The following is a 17788-nucleotide window of genomic DNA, read 5'->3' on the forward strand; positions in this document are numbered from 1 at the left end:
GATGATCGAGAACATTGACAATCGCAGCCATCGGCACCGCACATTTCCGTGTCGCGGCGCCCAAATTTCCATGGAGTAAACACATGTCAGTTGGCTTGACCCCGAGCGACGGGCGGTCAGATAGCGGCGGCCTTGCGGCCGGTCGCGACGACGCGCTGCATTGGCCGGCGCGCCTTTGGGGTGCGCTCTTCATCTTCAGCGGGGTGATCCTGCTCGACGGGCTCGATATCTCGATGATTGCCGTAGCGATTCCCGAAATCCAGCATGAATTCGGCATCAGCGCCGCTACCGCGCAATGGCTGGTCAGTGCATATATCCTCGCCTTCGGCGGCTTCCTGCTTCTGGGCGGGCGCTGTGCGGATCTGTTCGGCCGCCGGCGTGTGCTGGTCGTCGGGCTCGGCGTCTTTGCCGTGGTGTCGCTGTTCGGCACGATCACCAACGATCCGATCCTGCTGATCGTGTCGCGCTTCATCAAGGGCATGACCGCGGGCTTCACCGGACCGGCGGCCATGTCATTGCTGACCACGACCTTTCCTGAAGGCCCCCACCGCAACAAGGCCTTCGGCATCTTCAACCTCTTCGAAGCTTCGGGCTATTCCTCCGGCCTCATCGTCGGCGGCCTGCTCGCCGGGCTGGACTGGCGCTATATCTTCGTGCTGCCGGCGCCGATCGCGGTGCTGTTGATGCTGGCGGCCCTCCGCTTCCTGCCGCCGGATGCGCCGCGCACCGCGCGTCTGCGACCGGATCTCGGCGGCGCCGTCACCCTCGTCGCCGGCATGCTGCTGCTCGTCTTCACGATCGCCTCGACGGCCGATGCCGGCTGGACCTCGCTGCGCACGACCGGCGGCTTTGCCCTCTCCGCCGTGCTTCTCGTCGCTTTCCTGCTGATCGAACGCCATGTCGAACAGCCGCTGATTCGGCTCGGCATCTTCCGCAACCGCAGCCTGGTGGCTGCCAATGTCAGCGCCGCCCTGCTCTATGGCGGCGCCATGGGCTTTCAGTTCCTGATCGCCCTCTATCTGCAGAACCTTCAGGGCTGGAAACCACTGCACATGGCATTGGTGCTCCTGCCGGCCGGTCTCATGGTGGTCATCCTCGGGCCGAAGCTCGGCGCATTGATGAACCGTTTCGGCGTCCACCGCGTGTTGATATCAGGCCTTGCGGCATTCGTGCCCTGCTATCTCCTGATGCTGCGGATCGGCCCGACGCCTGAGCTGTGGACCGTATTGCTGCCCGCATCGCTGCTCTGGGGCATCGGCTTTGCGCTCAGCATCTCGGCGCTGATGGTCGCCGGAACCAGCGGTGTCGCTGACGAGGAACAGGGCCTTGCCGCCGGGCTGCTCAACAGCTCGCTGCAGGTCGGCGGCGCCTGCGGCCTTGCCGTCGTCACCGCCGCGATCATGCCCGGCACGCAGCTCGCCATGCTCTATCCCGGCGTCATCGTCATCCTGGCCTTTGCCGTCCTGACGCTGCTGGCGCAGTTGATCCATCGCCGCCGCTGAGGAACCCGGCGCCGGCCCGACCATCGGCCGGTCGCCGGCGCCGACGCGCAATCCTGCAACGCCATACCAACCTGCGCTGATATTGACCTCTTGCGCGGGGCGATGCGCTCCAGGCGATCGCTCCGCGTCTCGTGGCTACTCGAACTTCTCCGTGCTGTCCGCCTTGCCCTTCACCCAATATCCCGAAGCCTTGATCCAGGAGAGCGGATAGCCCCGTTCCTCGGTGAGGTGGGCCCGGATCGCTCGCGTCACCGAGGCTTCGGCTGCAACCCAGACGAAGGTGTTGGGCTCGATGACGACCGAACGGAGGATGGCGAGAAGTGCGGCAGCGTCGGTCGCTTGATGCAAGGGGCGATAGGCCCAATGGCATGTCAGCTCGGCCTTTGTCTCGAACGCCTGTTGTTCGCCAGCGTCAGCGACGGCGGCAATGCAGGTGATGCGCGCGCCAGTGCCGGCCTCCTCGATCCGCCGGCCGATCGCCGGCAGCGCCGTCTCGTCGCCGATCAGCAGCCAGCGCTCGACGTTGGAAACGACGGCCGACCCGCGCGGACCGCCGACGTTCAAGGTATCGCCCGGGCGGGCGTTCATCGCCCACTCCGTGATCGGCCCCGCCTCGTGCAGCGCGAAATCAAGCACGAGCGAGCGGGCGGCGGCATCGTAGCGGCGCGGCGTATAGTCCCGACGCTCCTCCGTGCCGTCGGCGGCCGGCACCAGGATCTTGACGTGATCGTCCGGCGCAAGGCTGACGAAATCGGCAAGGTCGTCGCCGGAGAGCGTGATGCGCAACATGCCGGGCGTGATCCGCTCGACATCGGTTACAACAAGCGCGCGTCGCTTCAGATCGTGGCGCACGCGCTCGATCCTGGGGGCGTTCGGGCTATGGAGGGAGGATTGAGTGTTGTCCATCTGTGTCCTTTGAGAGCTCGTAAATCTCGATCCGCAGGACACAGTCGCGCAGATCGAAGCCGCAGAGCCGTTCGATCATACGCGTTGAGTGACGTTAACGCTTACGTGGCCGGACAGCGCCCGACCATTTCGACCGTTGTAGCCGAGATGCTTCTCCGGCGCAACGCGTTGCGAAAGCGCACCTTCGGCACGCCGGCGATTGCGGCCGAGACGCTACTGCATAATTCCTTAAATCGGAATCGATTTAAGGAGAAAATTATGCAGCAAGTTTAAAGCGTTACAGCGTCCTTTGCGCGTCATATTTGACGCGCGGCGCTGTACGCCGCCACCGGCCCGCACAACGAAAAAGGCGCGCCGGCTTCAGCCGACGCGCCTTTGGAGACAAACCGGGCCGTCAGGCGGCCAGTGCCGCCGCTTCGCCGCGCACGAGATCGCCGAGACGGCGGATGCCCTCTTCGATCATCTTGTCGTTGGCGCAGGAGAACGAGACGCGCAGCGTGTTCTCGCCCGAACCATCGGCAAAGAAGGCGCGGCCCGGCACGAAGGCGACCTTGGCCGTCTCGAGCGATTTGGCCAGCAGTGCGGTGCCGTCCATGCCCTTGGGCAACGTCACCCAGACGAACATGCCGCCTTCGGGCTTGGTCCAGGTCACGCCATCGGGCATGTACTTTTCAAGGGCGGCCAGCATGGCGCTGCGACGGTGCTTGTAGACCCTGTGGATCTTGGCGACCTGCGCCTCGAAACCACGCTCGGCAACGGTGCAGATCGCCATCTGGTTGATGGTCGAGGAATGCAGGTCGGCCGCCTGCTTGAGGAGAACGAGCTTGCGGATCACCGGTTCCGCGGCGCAGACCCAGCCGACGCGCAGGCCCGGCGCCAGCGTCTTGGAGAACGAGCCGCAATAGACTGTGCGGGTGTTGTTGATGTCGCCCTTGCGCGCGATTTCCAGCGCCAGGATCGGCGGGATCGCCTCGCCGTCGTAGCGCAGCGACTGGTAGGCCGCGTCTTCGATGACGGCGATGTCGAGCTCTTCGGCCAGATCCAGCACGCGTTCGCGCCCTGCCCGGTCCACCGTTTCGCCCGTCGGGTTGGAGAAGTCGGCCGAGAGATAGGCGAACTTGACGCGGCCGCCGGCGGCTTTCGCGGCCTCGGCATAGGCCGCAGGCGTGCGGTTGCCGCCGGGATTCAGCTGGTCGTAATGCGGCTCATAGGCGTTGAACGCCTGCAGCGCGCCGAGATAGGTCGGCCAGGTGACGAGCGCGGTGTCGTTCGGCGACAGGAACAGCTTGCCGATATAGTCGAGGCCCTGCTGCGAACCGGAGGTGATGAAAATGTTGTCGACGGTGGCGGGAATGCCGAGCGCTTCCATCTGCTTGGCGAGCCATTCGCGCAGCGGCTTGTAGCCCTCGCTGACCGAATATTGAAGTGCTGCGCTTACGGCCGGGCCGGCGAAGATCTCCGCATAGGCATCCCTGAACTCCACATCCGGAAACAGCTCGGGATCGGGAATGCCGCCGGCAAACGAGATGATGTCGGGGCGGTCGAGCAGTTTCAACAGTTCGCGGATTTCCGAGGCGCGCATCCGGCTAGAGCGCGTCGCGAATATATGGTCCCAGTCCAGCATTGGGTCGTTTCCTCAAGGATTATTGGAGCGGGGCAGCGCCTCCAGGCTTGGTCCCGCATTCTCGTTTGTCCTTCGACAGGATCATGGCGGCTAATTTATGTCAATGTTATTGACCTAAATCGCGCCATTTTTGACCCTCGCCGCACCTCACTTGACGTCATGCTATCGACGTTACGTCAGCAGGACGCAACCGGTCGCATCCTCGCGCATGCGCCCCGCCGAAGGCATGACGTAACTGTTACAGGCTTGTCCGCCGCCGGAACAGGGCGCACATTCCCGCCTTCCATTGCAAGTCACAGGCCGCATTCTCAATCCCTCAAAGATATGGAGAAACACGCCATGAGCACGCATCAGGGAGACGGCGATCAATCAAACAACGAACATCCATCGGGCGTCAGCCGGCGCGATCTTCTGCTTGCCGGCAGCGCGCTTGCGGCAGCGGCGCTGACCGCTTCTGGCGCAGCGACACCGGCAAGCGCCCAGCAATCCGCGCCGGCCACGGCCGGCGGTGGCAAGCCGAACATCCTCATGATCATGGGCGACGATATCGGCTGGTTCAACCCGAGCATCTACCACCGCGGCATGATGGGTTATCGCACGCCGAATATCGACCGCATCGGCAATGAAGGCGCGATGTTCACCGACTGGTATGGCGAGCAGAGCTGCACGGCCGGCCGCGCCGCCTTCATCACCGGCCAGTCGCCGATCCGCACCGGCCTCACCAAGGTCGGCCTGCCCGGCGCCGATCCTGGCCTGCAGCCGGAGGATCCGACGGTTGCCGAACTCCTGAAGGCGCAAGGCTACGCCACCGGCCAGTTCGGCAAGAACCATCTTGGCGACAAGGACGAGTTCCTGCCCACCAATCACGGCTTCGACGAGTTCTTCGGCAATCTCTATCACCTCAACGCCGAGGAAGAGCCGGAAAACCCGGACTATCCGAAGAACCCGGAATTCCGCAAACGCTTCGGTCCGCGCGGCGTCATCCATTCCTATGCCGATGGCAGGATCGAAGACACCGGCGCGCTGACCAAGAAGCGCATGGAAACGGTCGACGAGGAATTCCTGGCCGCAGCCCTCGAATTCATCGACCGCCAGCACAATGCCCAGAAGCCCTGGTTCTGCTACTTCAATTCCACCCGCATGCACGTCAACACCCACCTCAAGCCTGAATCCGAAGGCAAGACCGGCAAGGGCATCTATGCCGACGGCATGGTCGAGCATGACGGCATGGTCGGCCAACTCCTGAAGAAGCTCGACGATCTCGGCCTCGTCGAAAACACCATCGTCGTCTATACCACCGACAACGGCGCCGAGGTGATGACCTGGCCGGATGGCGGCAACACGCCCTTCCGCGGCGAAAAGGCCACCAACTGGGAAGGCGGCTACCGCGTGCCGACCTGCATTCGCTGGCCGGGCGTGATCAAGCCGAACACCGTCTATAACGACATCGCCTCGCACTACGACTTCATCCCGACCTTCTGCGCGGCCGCGGGAGAAGCGGACATCGTCGAGAAGTGCAAGGCGGGCTATCAGGCCGGCAGCAAGACCTTCAAGGTGCACCTCGATGGTTACAACCTGATGCCCTACTTCAAGGGAGAGGTGAAGGATGCGCCGCGTCGCGAGTTCCTCTATTGGAACGACGACGGCGAACTGGTCTCCGTCCGCTTCCAGGATTGGAAGGTGGTGTTCAAGGCGCAGGAAAGCACCGGCATCGGCGTTTGGCGCGACGAGTTCACCACCCTTCGCGCGCCGAAGCTGTTCAACCTGCGGGCCGATCCGTTCGAGCGCGGCGACGAGTCGATCGAGTACGAAACCTGGTTCTTCAATCGCGCCTTCATCCTCGTGCCCTCGCAGGCGCTGGTCGCCAAGTGGCTGGAGAGCTTCAAGGACTTCCCGATCCGCCAGAAGCCGGCGAGCTTCAACCTCGACGAGGTCATGGCCAAGCTGTCCGGTTCGGGCAGCAAATAGCGCCCGGTGATGATGGAGCGTTTCTGCGGCCCCGCCGGAAACGCTCCAGGCCATCCTCATCGGGGGCGAAGGCCATTCGCCCCCGATTTCGCCCGCTGGCGAACAACGCCCATCAATCCACCGGCTCAAGGCTTGCCAGGGCATCCGCAATCCGTTGCGGCGCCTTGGGACGCGTGTACATCCGCTCAAGATAGGCCTTGAGATTGGGGCAACCATCGATCAGCCCGACTTCATTGCCCCAGTCCATGACATAGGCGGTGACGCAGTCGGCGATGCTCATGCTGTCGCCAACGATGAACGCGCGCCCATCCATGTGGCGCTCAAGCACCTGCGCCATCGCCACAAACTCCTCTTTGGCCAGAGCAATGTCTTCGGGCAGGCGCTTGTCTTCGGGGTACAGGAAGGTGTGCTTGGCTATCCGCCACAGCGGCTGTTCAAGTTCGGTGACGGCAAACAGCGACCAGCGATAGGCCTGCGCCCGCTGCGTCAGGTCGGCGGGCATCAGCCCCTTGGCGCCATATTTTTCGGCCAGATACATGACGATCGCGGCGGATTCCGTCAGCACAAGATCGCCGTCGACCAACACCGGAACCTTTCCGGCGGGGTTGAGGCGCAGAAAGTCGGGGTGACGGTTTTCGCCGGCGAGCAAGCTGACGGGAATGAACTCGAATTCCGCATCAAGCTCGTGAAGGGCCCAACGCGCGCGAAGCGAGCGCGTCGGACCAAATCCATACAGTTTCATCATCTTGGCTCTCCTCAGGTTCGGTCAGACTGCGGCGTCTGCGCACTGTCAGAACGGCGACCCTTCTTCCATCATCGCAATTTCGTGGTCGCTTTCCAAGGACGCGGCAGGACACCCCGATCCGACAGAGGCTTCTAAAAAGATCAGCGCATGCTGCGGGTTCCCCTTTCGCCTTGTTCGGCGAAATGCTTTGCGCGGCACGGCATCGCGAAGATGGCCGATTTGGTCACTGCATAATTCCTTAAATCGGAACCGATTTAAGGCTAAAATTATGCAGCAAGTTCAAAGTGCTACAGCGACCTTTGCGCGTCATATTTGACGCGCGGCGCTGTAGGATGATGCGACGCAAGGGGAATACCGAAGTGACGACAACCAGCAACGACACCATGGCCTTCTACCGGGAGAATGCCGAGACCTACGCCGCGCGCGACCGTAAGCCGCCGATGGATCGCCTCACAGCCTTCATCGCCCGGCTCTCGCCCGGTGCCGCGGTGCTCGATCTCGGCTGCGGCGGCGGCCACGACAGTCTGCATCTGATCGAGGGCGGACTTGAGGTCACGCCCTGCGACGGATCCGTGGAACTGGCGCGGGCCGCCGAGCGGCGGATCGGCCGCAAGGTCGAGGTCGTCACCTTTCAGGAAATCGAGTGGAGCGAGAGGTTCGACGCCGTCTGGGCGGAGGCCTCGCTGCTGCACGTGCCACGCACCGAATTGCCCGATGTGCTGGTGCGCGTTCACCGGGCATTGCGGTCGGGCGGCCTGCTGCAGGCGAGTTTCAAGGCCGGCGAACGGGAAGGCCATGACCGTTTCGGCCGCTACTTCAACTATCCCTCGGCCGCCTGGCTTCGCACCTGCTTCGAGTGGGCGGGATGGTCGAATATCCTGATCGAGGAGGCAGATGGCGGCGGCTACGACAACCAGCCGACCCGCTGGCTGCATGTGACGGCCACGGCTGACCGCCCGATACCTTGAGCCCCCTGAACGTGCAGACGTACACGCCGCACGGCAGCAACCTTGATCGAAAAGTGGAGAGGCAAAGGCATCCAGGAAGAGCAGATCACCCGCAGCAGGCTCCGCACTGCGATACCGTGGTCCCGGCTGTCCAGCACCAGAACGCAAAGGCCGGTGACCCGACCCTATCCATGCGGACCGTTCAGGCCGAAGCCTTATTCTAGGCTTCGCGGCTGAAGTAGCTCAGGATTAGAAGCGTGCAGATCGCGCCGATGATCAGGGCATCGAAAAGTGCAAAGTGCTCCAGAATGTTTGGCATGATACATCCTCCTTCCCACTAAACCTATGAGAGCATGATTTTGTTCCGATGGGAAGGTTTTAAGGAAAATATACTTTATTGATCAACGTCAATTTCGAAACAAAATCTTGCGATGCAGCGAAAAAATACTGCAATGCACAAACAAATTACCAGTCAAAAATCACCGAAACCACAACCAGGGGGCGTGCTACCGACATGCCCGTCATGGCTGACAATGGCTGCAGACGCGCGGCCGCGACCTGTGGCCGTCTCGTGCAACGCGGAGCCAAGAACGTTTCCCGATAGGCTGAAAGCCGATGCCGGAGCTGGTGGCCGACACGTCAAACAAGCAAGGATCGCCGTCGGCTGCCGCTCAGTCTCGCTGAGCACTCTTCGAGTTCGGGCCCGCCGTGAATTGCGGCTCTGCCGCAGGTGCGGTCCTCCGTCGCTTGAAAAGCATATCCTTGGCCGCAAGCAGAGCCCCGACCGTGATCAGGACGCAAGCAACCGCGATCGACCAATGAAACACGCCGAACCCCGCCAGCAGCAGGACGATGACCGAGAGCAGCGGCGCGGCGTAGGCCAGAGCGCCGAGGATCATGATATCCCCATGCTTGCAGCCGTAGTCCCAGGCGTAGAAACCGGCCCCGAGTGGTATTGCCCCCAGAATGACGATTGCCGCCCATTGCACCCACGTCTCCGGCCAGACGGTGGTTTCCAGCGTCAGATGCAGCGCAAACGCAACGGCTGACGTGATCAGGCAATAGCCTGCCACTACATCTGTCGGCGCCTGGCCGAAGCGACGGGACAAAACGGAATAGCCGGACCAGACGAAGGCGCAGAACAGGGCGATCAGGTGGCCGGGCTTCACGCCCTCGGCCAGCCCGACGCTGCCGCCCTTGGTAATCACCAGGATGGCGCCGACCAGACCGAGGATCACGCCGAGAATGTGGTGCGCCTGCAGCCTCTCGCCCGGCAGGAACGCCGCGAACACCACGATCAGCAATGGCCACAGATAGGCGATCAGGCTGGCCTCGACCGGCGGCGCCGACTGGATCGCGAAGAAATAGGCGCAGTGGTAGATGCAGAGCCCCGCCGTGCCGAGCGCCCAGACCTGCCATGGCTGGCGCAGCGACTTTATCGCAGCCGGGCGGACGACCCAACTCGAGACACCCACGAGCCCGCCGAGCAGGAACGTCATCGCCGCCAGCTGAAACGGCGGGATCGGCCCGGCGGCGGTGGAAAGAAGCGCAAGGAATGACCAGGTCACGATAGCCAGAAAGCCGATCAGCGTCGGTATCGTCTTCACGTCGCTTGTCTCCATCCGCAAGCGCTTGTTTTCGCACGGAAGCGGAGTTCTGCGCTGCCGGATACGGCCAACGGGTAACGGAAATGCGACGTGGCGCCGTGTTGCGTTATCACTCCCATGTCCAGTTCAACCCGCTCCGCAGGCTACTTATGCCGCATTTCAAACTGGCTCTGGCTCAAGGAGAAGTGCTGCGGAAACCCAAAGCAGCAGAGCGCCGCTTGCACGCCCTGTCTCGCTGTACGCGACAAGCGAGATCCGAAACCGCCCGGCGATTTCGGGTCGACGACAGGCGCACCACATCGAACGGAAGCATCTACAGCGCCGCGCGTCTATTTAGACGCGCAAAGGTCGCTGTAACACTTTGAGTTGCTGCATAATTTTGTCCTTAAATCGATTCCGATTTAAGGAATTATGCAGTAGCCGCCCTCATGCGCCGCGTCAGAGCGTTTCCGGTTCGGGTGGAGTCGCAGAAACGCTCTATCTTCCTGTTTTACGCATTTCCTGCTGCATGTTTCCTTAAATCCTACCTGACTTAAGGATAAAAACATGAAGCAATTCAAGGTGCTACAGCGACCTTTGCGCGTCTGATAAGACGCGCGGCGCTGTAACGGAAAACCGCTTCGCACTTTTCCTGAAAATGCTCTAGGCGACCGGCTGGACCGACTTCACGCTGCCGTTGCTGTCGACGATACAGTTGAACTTGCGCCCGCCGGCGTCGAGATCGACGCTGTAGGAGGCCGCATCCAGCTGGCGTGAACTTGTGGGCAGAACCTTGCTGCTGTCGACCTGTGCGGTGCCCGCAGCCGCGTTGGCGCAGATCAGTTGCAGATCGGCGGGTGCCGTCTGCAGGCTCGTGCGCGCCATCTCCTCGGGTTTCGGTGGCGACTGGCATCCGCCGAGAAGTGCAAGGCCAGTGCCTGCCGCCAGAAGCCAACGCTTTGAATGCATCATCCCCTCGATCACCAAAAATCCTCCCCTTTCAGATCCTGTAGCCCGCTGCCCTGCCCGCCCTTTGCCCCAAAGATCGGCTGGCAGCTTCCTTTCAAACAGTCCCACCTCAAGGCAATCGGCGTGACAGGTCCAGCCGGCAGCGCCACCTCAGGTTCGCTCCCGCCGGGCTGCCTGGTCAGACACCCTTGTAGAGTGCCGCACCCTGCATCAGCACGATCACCTTGGCGCCGACCTCGACCCGCGAATGCAGGTCGGTGACGTCGTCATTGTTCATGCGGATGCAGCCGGACGAGACGTCGAGCCCGATGGTCCAGGGCTCCACCGTCCCGTGGATGCGGTAGATCGTATCGGCGTCGCCCTCATAGAGATAGAGCGCCCGGGCGCCGAGCGGGTTGTCCGGCCCGCCGGGCATGCCGGCTGCCCATTTCGCCGCATTGGGATCACGCGCCACCATTTCGGCCGGCGGCGTCCAGGTCGGCCACTCCGCCGTGCGCCCGACGCGCACGATGCCAGCCCAGCCAAACCCCTCGCGCCCGACGCCGATGCCGTAGCGGATCGCCTGCCCGCCGGGCTGGACCAGATAGAGAAAGTGCTGGTTGCCGTCGATGATGATCGTGCCCGGCTTTTCCGCCGTGCGGAATGTCACCACCTGCCGGCGAAAGGCCTCCGGCAGCTGGTTGTTGCGGGCATAGTACTGCCGCGCTTTCTTCTTGTCGTAATTGACCCATTTCTTGGTTCTGGCGTCGTAGATCTGGGTCTGCGCCAGCGCCGCAAGCGGCCCGAGGCACAGGCCCGCGGCCAGCATCACCAGCCCAAGCTTGCGCGCCCGGGTCATGAACTTGGAGCTTCCTGCATCGGCTGCGTTTCGATCCGGTGTCGTCGTCATTGTTTCGCCCACCCGTCGATGCGTGCCGCGTTGTCGTCCACCCACTTCTTCGCGTAGTCGGCCGGCGCCTGCCGCTCGACCTCCAGCGCGTAGCTCATCTTCGTCACCTCCTCGGGCGAGAAATCGACCTGATCGAGGAACTTGGCGATATCGGGGTGTTTCTTGCCGAAGCCGGTGGCATAGGCGATCTGGAAATGCGCCGCGTCCCAGGAGGTCGCAGCCGTCGACTTGGCTATCCACAGGGGGTCGTCCGCGCCGACGATCTTCCACTTGGCCGGATCGTGCGGCGGCTCCTCGATGCGGGCGATCTTGTGCAGCTCGAAGACGTGGTGCGGCGCGTAGCAATAAAACACCATCGGCCGCGCCGTCGCGATCGCCGCGTCGACACCTGCCATCGCCACCTCTTCCTCCGCCTCGAACAGCGTCAGGTTGGCGCCGTAGCCGTAGCTGTTGGCCCGGGTGCGCTCGATACCGGTCGAAAGCCAGGTCGGCGCGCCGATCCACAGCTCGCCCTTGCCGTCGCCGTCGGTGTCGAGGATCCTGGTCTTCTCGGGGTCGCTGAGATCGGCGATCGTCTTGATCGTGCCTGCCGCCTCCGGCGTGGCGCAGAGCCCCTGCCAGGCCGGCACGCTGCGCGCGCTCAGGGTCGCAACGCCCTTGTCCGTCACATATTTCTTGACGATGTCGCCGAAATTGGGCTGCCAGACTTCCGGCTGGATATCGACCTCGCCGGTCTCGAAGCCGACGAAGGCGTTGAGCGTGCCGAGCTCCTTGACCTCGGCATTAAGGCCGAATTTCTTGGCGATGCTGACCTTGAGGATATTTGCCGTCGCCTGGCCGGACGGCCAATTGGGCATGGCAATCACCAGATCGGCCGCCGCAACAGGAGCAGCAGAACCGAGCGCGAGCACCAGGCAGGCGGACATGCAGAACTCTAGACGTCTTTTCACAGTCCCCTCCGAACAGCTTTGACCGATCGACCTGAATGACTTGCGAATGCGTATGAAAACCAGCTTGTGCGGCGGGCGATGCCCGCGCCCTATCGAATGCAACTGTTCCGTGGTCGGGCCGTCTCGCGGCCCGGCGGCGTTTTCCGCCGCCTTGTCTTCTTTGGCCGGCAGGATGCCTACAGGATCGACGTCCGTCAACGCCCGGTTACACCGGACGTTGAAACGGCTGTGATTATTTCGACCAGCCGGCGGTTGTCCCCAGCCCGGCAAGGTCTGGCGTATCGGCTATCGCGCTGCGGCTGGCGCCGATCGAATCCATGAACCTTTGGCCGAATTCGCGGCGACCTTGCATTAGGTGCAATTAAAGCTCACAGTGTTTCATCGACATTGGCCAGCTTGGCTTTTCGCGGCGTCAGAGGCTTTCGACCCGCCATCTCTCCCCTTTTCGAGCGTTGAAGTGTGCGCGCCGCGCACGCTCGGCATTCCTCCAACGCCGTGTGCCGACATGATCACAGGAACGATCATGCGTTTCGACTTCAACCGTGGTTACGGCTTTGTTCAGCCGGAAGACGGCAGCCGCGCAGTCTATGTCGATGCGCGGGCGCTCTATAGATCTGGCATCAAATCGATCTTTCCGGGCCAGACTTTCCGCTTCGAGATTTGGAAAGACGAAAAAGGGCGCATCGCCGCCCGCAACCTGCGGCTCTGACGCAGTCGACAACGAACCGATTGTCATGGCCGCAACGCCGAGCAAATGCCGGCGTCGGAAGGAGACGTCATGTTCAGCAGAACCAAGCACCGCACGATCCACTTCAGCGAACCCTTCCGGCTGCCCGATATCGAAGGACTGCTCGCGGCCGGCGACTATGAGGTGGATGATGACGAAGAACTGATCGAAGGCATTTCGTGGCTCGCCTATCACCGCGTCGCCACGTTCATCAAGGTGCCGGCGACCGCGGGCAATGGCCAACGCATGCGCCTGGTCGCGATCGCGCCGGAAGAGCTCGATCGCATCATCGCGATCGACCACGCCAAGCATGCTCCCACCCGGGCATTCCAACCCTAAAAGGTCAAGAACCAATGTCCGCACATCGCTTCGCCGTTGGATTATCGGTCCGCCTCAGGGATCGCAGCCATATCTCGCCGAATGCCGCGGAAACCTACCGCATCACCGCCATCATGCCGGTCCGCGACAGCCAGCCCCAGTACCGAATTCGCAACGACGAGCTTGGTCAGGACCGCGTCAGCAAAGAGGAAAACCTGGAGCCGATCGAGTGGGGCATGCCCCGCCACTAACAAAGGAACCACCATGACCTACTACGGAAAACTGAAGCAACTGCTCCAATGGAGGGGCGCGCCGGCAATGGCCCCCACCAGCAAGCCGATCACTCGAAAGACGTCTGCCCGAAAGCCGAAATCCATGTCGGACGGTGAACAGAAAGGCGAGAACGTGCGCGCCGTCAAATTGCGGCGCGGCCGTGAGACATTGGAGCGACATCGCCTTTTATGACCCGCAACAAGCAGGATTTGACATGAACATGAGCCACGAACAGCAAAAACACACGCTCCTGGGCTGGCAGGCCCAAGGCGGCCCGCCGCGTCAGAGCGGCGATCTCTACCAGTTCGGCCGACGCGTCGAAGCGGACGGATCCTGGACGATCTATCACGTCTTCACCGGCACACCGGCGCATATCGGGCCATGGACCATGACCGGCCTCAATCGTCGCAACGCAGACAAGGCTCTGACGATCCTGAACACGCATTGAGCGGCAATCCGCTCGCCAACATAGGCACCGAGGAAAATACACATGCACGGAGTTTCCGCAGAAATTGTTGCCGCCCTGACCGATGCGGAGATCGACATGCTCCGTCGCGTCTTCGAGGCCATCTGCATCGAATACGACATCCCGCGAGAGGGGACCCGATCCGAACACCTCGCCCGATTTCTGATGGCGGCGTTTAGCGGGCCGCTTTCGACGGAGAAATCCCTGCTGGCGGCAGCCCATTCCTTCTACCTTCACCACATCGCAGACCCATGAGCGCCAATCACGCCCAGCGGGTGAGCAGCCACAATATCTTCTTGCCCTCCCGCAACCGGAGAAAAGTGCATGCGTCGCGTCCTTCTGGGTCTTGCCCTGGCTCTGGCCGGCTCGTCGTCAGCCCTGTCCGCCTGCAACGACGGCCTGCTGACAATCTCAACATGGTCGATAAAACCGATCGACAGCCACATGAACGAGCTGTCCTTCACCGTTCGCTCCAGCGCCGCAAAAGGCATCCGCATGCTCGATGCGCAACTGGGCTTTACCGACAGGTTGGGCGCCACGATCGGTCCACTGGTCATCGATAGAGATATCGCCATTCCCGCCCGCGGCAGCTTCACGGACACGCGGGTCTGGGGGCCCTTCACCATCGAGCGGCTCCTGAAGGTCAATGCAGAAGACATCACCACCCACACGTGCGTGCACGCGGTCGTCTATGATGACGGCTCCAAGGAGACATTCGAATAATTGAAGAGCAGACGGCGGAACCCGCAACGACTGCGGGCTGAATGACGCGCAAAGAAAAAGGCCGGGAAATCCCGACCTTCTCAATATCGTCTCAATGGCCAGTGCCAGTACATCCGTGGTCAAAGACCAGAGACGAAATATCGGTGATTACGCAGCAGACAGGTTGTCGGCAGCGCTCTTGCCCGAACGTGCATCGCGAACGATGTCGAAACGGACCTTCTGGCCTTCGACGAGCGAGCTCATGCCGGCGCGTTCAACGGCAGAAGCGTGCACGAAAACGTCGGTTGCGCCGTCGTCCGGAGCGATGAAGCCAAAACCCTTGGTGGTGTTGAAGAACTTTACGGTTCCAGTATTCATAAGAATTTCCTTTCAATCAAAAAGTTCGCCGCCCGGCTCTGGACCGGACACGGCAGTAAGATCGATTTTGAGAGGAAAGGTCAGCTTGAACGCCGGTCGGCGAGAAAACAAAGCTCAGCAAGCAAGATCGATGGCGGATCCTTTACAGACACATTGTGTTCTTAGCAAGGAGCGATATCGACTATGGAAATACGTATGGCGTTTGCGGAGCAATTGGATGGCATAATTCGCAGCAGCCTAGCGGGCCGCGGGCCCTTGTGCCGCAGATTCAAGTGTCGCAGCGGCCGGCAGGCGCGCTACTGATGCCACACGACGGGCCAAACGAGAAAGACCCGCCGCGGTCAGCACGCGACGGGTCTTCGGCAGATGCGGATCACCGACGGGGAGGCTCGTCGGGATCACGTGAACCACCTGACTGGGAGGCGATCAGATGGTTCGCATTGCTCTTGGCAAAGGTCATTGCCTTGCATGTGTTGGATATTAGCCGACGTCGCAGCCGGCAGGTGTTCCCAAGGTAACAGCTCGAAAAATCATCGGCAGCGGCCGGCACGCCACCTGCCTTCCCTGCTCCTCCGCCATCGCGCCCGTACCCGTATTTCGCCGGCGTCCGCGCTCCCTCATTCCTTTGCTCGTCACAGGAATCCACGCCGATACGCCGGCGGCGGCGGGATCACTCTTTTGCGGAAGCGCTGTCTTCGGCTCCATAGCTCCGCGCACGCAGCACGGCTGGTCCCTGTGACGAGCACAGATCTGCCGATAAACTCGCCTCGTGCCCCACCCCTTCCGGCTCCTGCATAACTCCTTAAATCGGATCCGATTTAAGGAAAAGATTATGCAGCAAGTTTAGAGCGTTACAGCGTCCTTTGCGCGTCATGTCTGACGCGCGGCGCTGTAGCGCACCAGCGGCCCGTTTGCCTTTTTCCAGGCATCGATGCCGCCCTCGATATGGCAGGCGCTGATCAGTCCGGCGGCTTGCGCCGCCTCGACCGCCATTGCCGAGCGTTCGCCGAAGGCGCAATAAAAGACGATGCGCTTGCCCGTCGCAAGCGCCAGTTCGTGCAGCATGCCGCCGGCGCCGATATTTTCCTGCAGCTCCGGATAGGGCGCATGCAGCGCGCCGGGGATGGCCCCGTGCTTTTCCCGCTCCGCCTTTTCGCGCAGGTCGACGATCGCCACATCCGCGCGTCCTCTCAGTGCCACGGCTTCGACGGCCGAAACCGCCCAGCCCTTGCGCGCGATCTCCTCCTGGTGCAGCCCGACATGGATGTTGGCCGGCACCGCCACATCCATCATCTTCGGGTTCGGCAGCTTGAGATTGTTCATCAGGTCGACATATTCGTCGACCGATTGCACCTTCAGGCGCGGATTGAACCGCTTTTCCTCGCCGATGGTCGAGACCGTGTCGCCCTTGTAGTCATGGGCCGGATAGACCAGCGTGTCGTCGGGCAGCTTCAGCAGCTTGTTGAAGATGGAATCATATTGCTGGCGCGGGTCGCCGTTCTGGAAGTCCGTGCGCCCGGTGCCGCGGATGAGCAGCGTGTCGCCGGTAAAAACCCGGCCGCCGGTCAGGAACGAATAGCTGTCGTCCGTATGGCCGGGCGTGTAGAGCACATCGAGGCTCAAGCCCTCGATCGCGACGCGGTCCCCCTCCGCCACCCGCATGGAGACCACATCGGCCATCGACTGCTCGCCCATGACGGTGATGCAATGGGTGCGGTCGCGCAGCGCGCCCAGCCCGGTGATGTGGTCGGCATGCAGATGGGTATCGACCGCCTTGACCAGTTTCAGGTCGAGCTCGCGCACCAGCTGCAGGTAGCGGTCGACCTTTTCCAGAACCGGATCGATGATCAGCGCCTCACCGCCCTGCCGGCTGGCAATGAGGTAGGTGTAGGTGCCGGAGGTGCTGTCGAAGAGTTGACGAAAGATCATCGGCTTCTCCCTTGCACGAACCTGCAGCATCGTGCGTGGCGGATCTGATCCGCACGATGCTGTCATGCTTCAAAAACGGCTGCATGATCCTTCCCAAGATCGGCTCCGATCGAGGATCGTCATGCAGTGCGCGGGCGCGGCAGGCCGCCCCCGGCGATTACTGAGGCTGCGGCACGATCCGGATATAGGGCTTTGGCGCACGCCAGCCCTCCGGATATTTCTGCTTGGCTTCCTCGTCGCTGACCGAGCCGGCGATGATCACGTCGTCGCCGTGCTTCCAGTTCACCGGCGTCGCCACCTTGTGCTTGGCCGTCAGCTGCAGCGAGTCGATCACCCGCAGCACCTCGTCGAAGTTGCGGCCCGTGGTCATCGGATAGACCAGGATCAGCTTGACCTTCTTGTCCGGCCCGACGACGAAGACGTTGCGCACGGTCTGGTTATCGGCCGCGGTGCGCTGCGTCGGGTCGCCCGATACCGGCGCCGGCAGCATGCCGTAGAGCTTCGATACGTTGTAGTCGACGTCGGCGATCATCGGAAAGTTCGGCTCGGCGCCCTGCGTTTCGGCGATGTCGGCGACCCAGCCGGCGTGGCGGTCGAGCGGATCGACGGAAAGCCCGATGATCTTTACCCCGCGCCGGTCGAATTCCGGCTTGATCTTGGCCATGTAGCCGAGTTCGGTGGTGCAGACGGGTGTGAAATCCTTCGGATGCGAGAACAGGACAGCCCAGGAATCGCCGATCCAGTCATGGAACTGGATCTTGCCTTCCGTGGTTTCCGCCTGGAAATCCGGTGCGATGTCGTTGATTGCAAGTGTCACGATAGACCCCATCGTTTGAATGATATTCTGGCCTCAGCCATACAAGGTACGAAGTTTGCCACTTTTGATGCGATAGGCAACTTCTAAAGAAG

20 protein-coding genes are annotated in these 17788 nt (G+C 62.0%); 10 read left to right on the forward strand and 10 right to left on the reverse strand.

What is annotated here, in order from left to right; translation table 11 throughout:
- The first annotated feature begins 83 nt into the window (after positions 1-83).
- Entirely contained in the window at positions 84-1502 is a 1419-nt protein-coding gene (locus tag BC363_RS00355; RefSeq protein WP_083223742.1) for an MFS transporter, read from the forward strand.
- Between the two features lie 135 nt (positions 1503-1637).
- Here BC363_RS00355 and BC363_RS00360 read toward each other — a convergent pair whose 3' ends face one another.
- Together BC363_RS00360 and BC363_RS00365 are read right to left on the reverse strand one after the other, a co-directional pair.
- Positions 1638-2408: a siderophore-interacting protein gene (locus BC363_RS00360; protein WP_065786913.1), complete on the reverse strand. Its 771-nt coding sequence runs from the start codon at positions 2406-2408 to the stop codon at positions 1638-1640.
- Positions 2409-2802: 394 nt separating this feature from the next.
- Positions 2803-4032, reverse strand: coding sequence for a PLP-dependent aminotransferase family protein (locus BC363_RS00365; RefSeq protein ID WP_065786912.1), 1230 nt, complete (start codon positions 4030-4032; stop codon positions 2803-2805).
- A gap of 339 nt (positions 4033-4371) precedes the next feature.
- On the opposite strand from BC363_RS00365, the gene BC363_RS00370 reads away from it, so the two are divergent.
- Complete coding sequence (locus BC363_RS00370; protein WP_065786911.1) at positions 4372-6000, forward strand: arylsulfatase; 1629 nt, start codon at positions 4372-4374, stop codon at positions 5998-6000.
- A 112-nt stretch (positions 6001-6112) separates the two neighbouring features.
- Here the strand turns inward: BC363_RS00370 and BC363_RS00375 are convergent, their stop codons facing one another.
- Positions 6113-6745 carry a glutathione S-transferase family protein gene (locus BC363_RS00375; protein WP_083223741.1) on the reverse strand — a complete coding sequence of 211 codons (633 nt, stop codon included), beginning with the start codon at positions 6743-6745 and terminating at the stop codon, positions 6113-6115.
- 383 nt (positions 6746-7128) lie between these two features.
- Here BC363_RS00375 and BC363_RS00380 point away from each other — a divergent pair, with 383 nt between their 5' ends.
- Positions 7129-7713: a class I SAM-dependent methyltransferase gene (locus BC363_RS00380; RefSeq protein ID WP_244519789.1), complete on the forward strand. Its 585-nt coding sequence runs from the start codon at positions 7129-7131 to the stop codon at positions 7711-7713.
- A gap of 650 nt (positions 7714-8363) precedes the next feature.
- Here the strand turns inward: BC363_RS00380 and BC363_RS00385 are convergent.
- From BC363_RS00385 to BC363_RS00400, 4 genes are all read right to left on the reverse strand, one after another.
- The gene (locus tag BC363_RS00385; protein ID WP_065787046.1) at positions 8364-9299 is read right to left on the reverse strand and encodes an EamA family transporter; all 936 of its coding nucleotides are present in this window, start codon (positions 9297-9299) and stop codon (positions 8364-8366) included.
- A 642-nt stretch (positions 9300-9941) separates the two neighbouring features.
- Positions 9942-10247 (reverse strand): hypothetical protein, encoded by a 306-nt coding sequence (locus BC363_RS00390; protein ID WP_244519778.1) that lies wholly within the window; start codon positions 10245-10247, stop codon positions 9942-9944.
- A 178-nt stretch (positions 10248-10425) separates the two neighbouring features.
- Complete coding sequence (locus BC363_RS00395; RefSeq protein WP_065787044.1) at positions 10426-11085, reverse strand: L,D-transpeptidase; 660 nt, start codon at positions 11083-11085, stop codon at positions 10426-10428.
- Positions 11086-11132: 47 nt separating this feature from the next.
- Positions 11133-12086 (reverse strand): glycine betaine ABC transporter substrate-binding protein, encoded by a 954-nt coding sequence (locus tag BC363_RS00400; protein ID WP_065787043.1) that lies wholly within the window; start codon positions 12084-12086, stop codon positions 11133-11135.
- Between the two features lie 355 nt (positions 12087-12441).
- Between BC363_RS00400 and BC363_RS34070 the strand changes: the two genes are divergently transcribed.
- The 7 genes from BC363_RS34070 (at position 12442) to BC363_RS00430 (ending at position 14593) form a co-directional block, all read left to right on the forward strand.
- Positions 12442-12795: a cold shock domain-containing protein gene (locus BC363_RS34070; protein WP_141690192.1), complete on the forward strand. Its 354-nt coding sequence runs from the start codon at positions 12442-12444 to the stop codon at positions 12793-12795.
- A 69-nt stretch (positions 12796-12864) separates the two neighbouring features.
- Positions 12865-13152, forward strand: coding sequence for a hypothetical protein (locus BC363_RS00410; RefSeq protein WP_065786910.1), 288 nt, complete (start codon positions 12865-12867; stop codon positions 13150-13152).
- A 14-nt stretch (positions 13153-13166) separates the two neighbouring features.
- Positions 13167-13382, forward strand: coding sequence for a hypothetical protein (locus BC363_RS00415; protein ID WP_065786909.1), 216 nt, complete (start codon positions 13167-13169; stop codon positions 13380-13382).
- A gap of 13 nt (positions 13383-13395) precedes the next feature.
- Positions 13396-13596 carry a hypothetical protein gene (locus BC363_RS34075; RefSeq protein ID WP_065786908.1) on the forward strand — a complete coding sequence of 67 codons (201 nt, stop codon included), beginning with the start codon at positions 13396-13398 and terminating at the stop codon, positions 13594-13596.
- 22 nt (positions 13597-13618) lie between these two features.
- Positions 13619-13852, forward strand: coding sequence for a hypothetical protein (locus BC363_RS00420; protein WP_065786907.1), 234 nt, complete (start codon positions 13619-13621; stop codon positions 13850-13852).
- A 42-nt stretch (positions 13853-13894) separates the two neighbouring features.
- Positions 13895-14125, forward strand: a complete 231-nt coding sequence (locus BC363_RS00425; RefSeq protein ID WP_065786906.1) for a hypothetical protein — start codon at positions 13895-13897, stop codon at positions 14123-14125.
- Positions 14126-14194: 69 nt separating this feature from the next.
- Complete coding sequence (locus tag BC363_RS00430) at positions 14195-14593, forward strand: hypothetical protein (RefSeq protein ID WP_065786905.1); 399 nt, start codon at positions 14195-14197, stop codon at positions 14591-14593.
- Between the two features lie 147 nt (positions 14594-14740).
- Here the strand turns inward: BC363_RS00430 and BC363_RS00435 are convergent, their stop codons facing one another.
- From BC363_RS00435 to BC363_RS00445, 3 genes are all read right to left on the reverse strand, one after another.
- Positions 14741-14950, reverse strand: coding sequence for a cold-shock protein (locus BC363_RS00435; protein ID WP_025427573.1), 210 nt, complete (start codon positions 14948-14950; stop codon positions 14741-14743).
- Between the two features lie 870 nt (positions 14951-15820).
- Positions 15821-16879, reverse strand: coding sequence for an MBL fold metallo-hydrolase (locus BC363_RS00440; RefSeq protein WP_065786904.1), 1059 nt, complete (start codon positions 16877-16879; stop codon positions 15821-15823).
- A 157-nt stretch (positions 16880-17036) separates the two neighbouring features.
- On the reverse strand, positions 17037-17696 hold the full coding sequence (locus tag BC363_RS00445; protein WP_065787041.1) for a peroxiredoxin: 660 nt from the start codon (positions 17694-17696) through the stop codon (positions 17037-17039).
- Between the last annotated feature and the right edge of the window lie 92 nt (positions 17697-17788).

This window comes from Ensifer sp. LC384 (genome assembly GCF_001695865.1).
Classification (GTDB): Bacteria; Pseudomonadota; Alphaproteobacteria; order Rhizobiales; family Rhizobiaceae; genus Ensifer.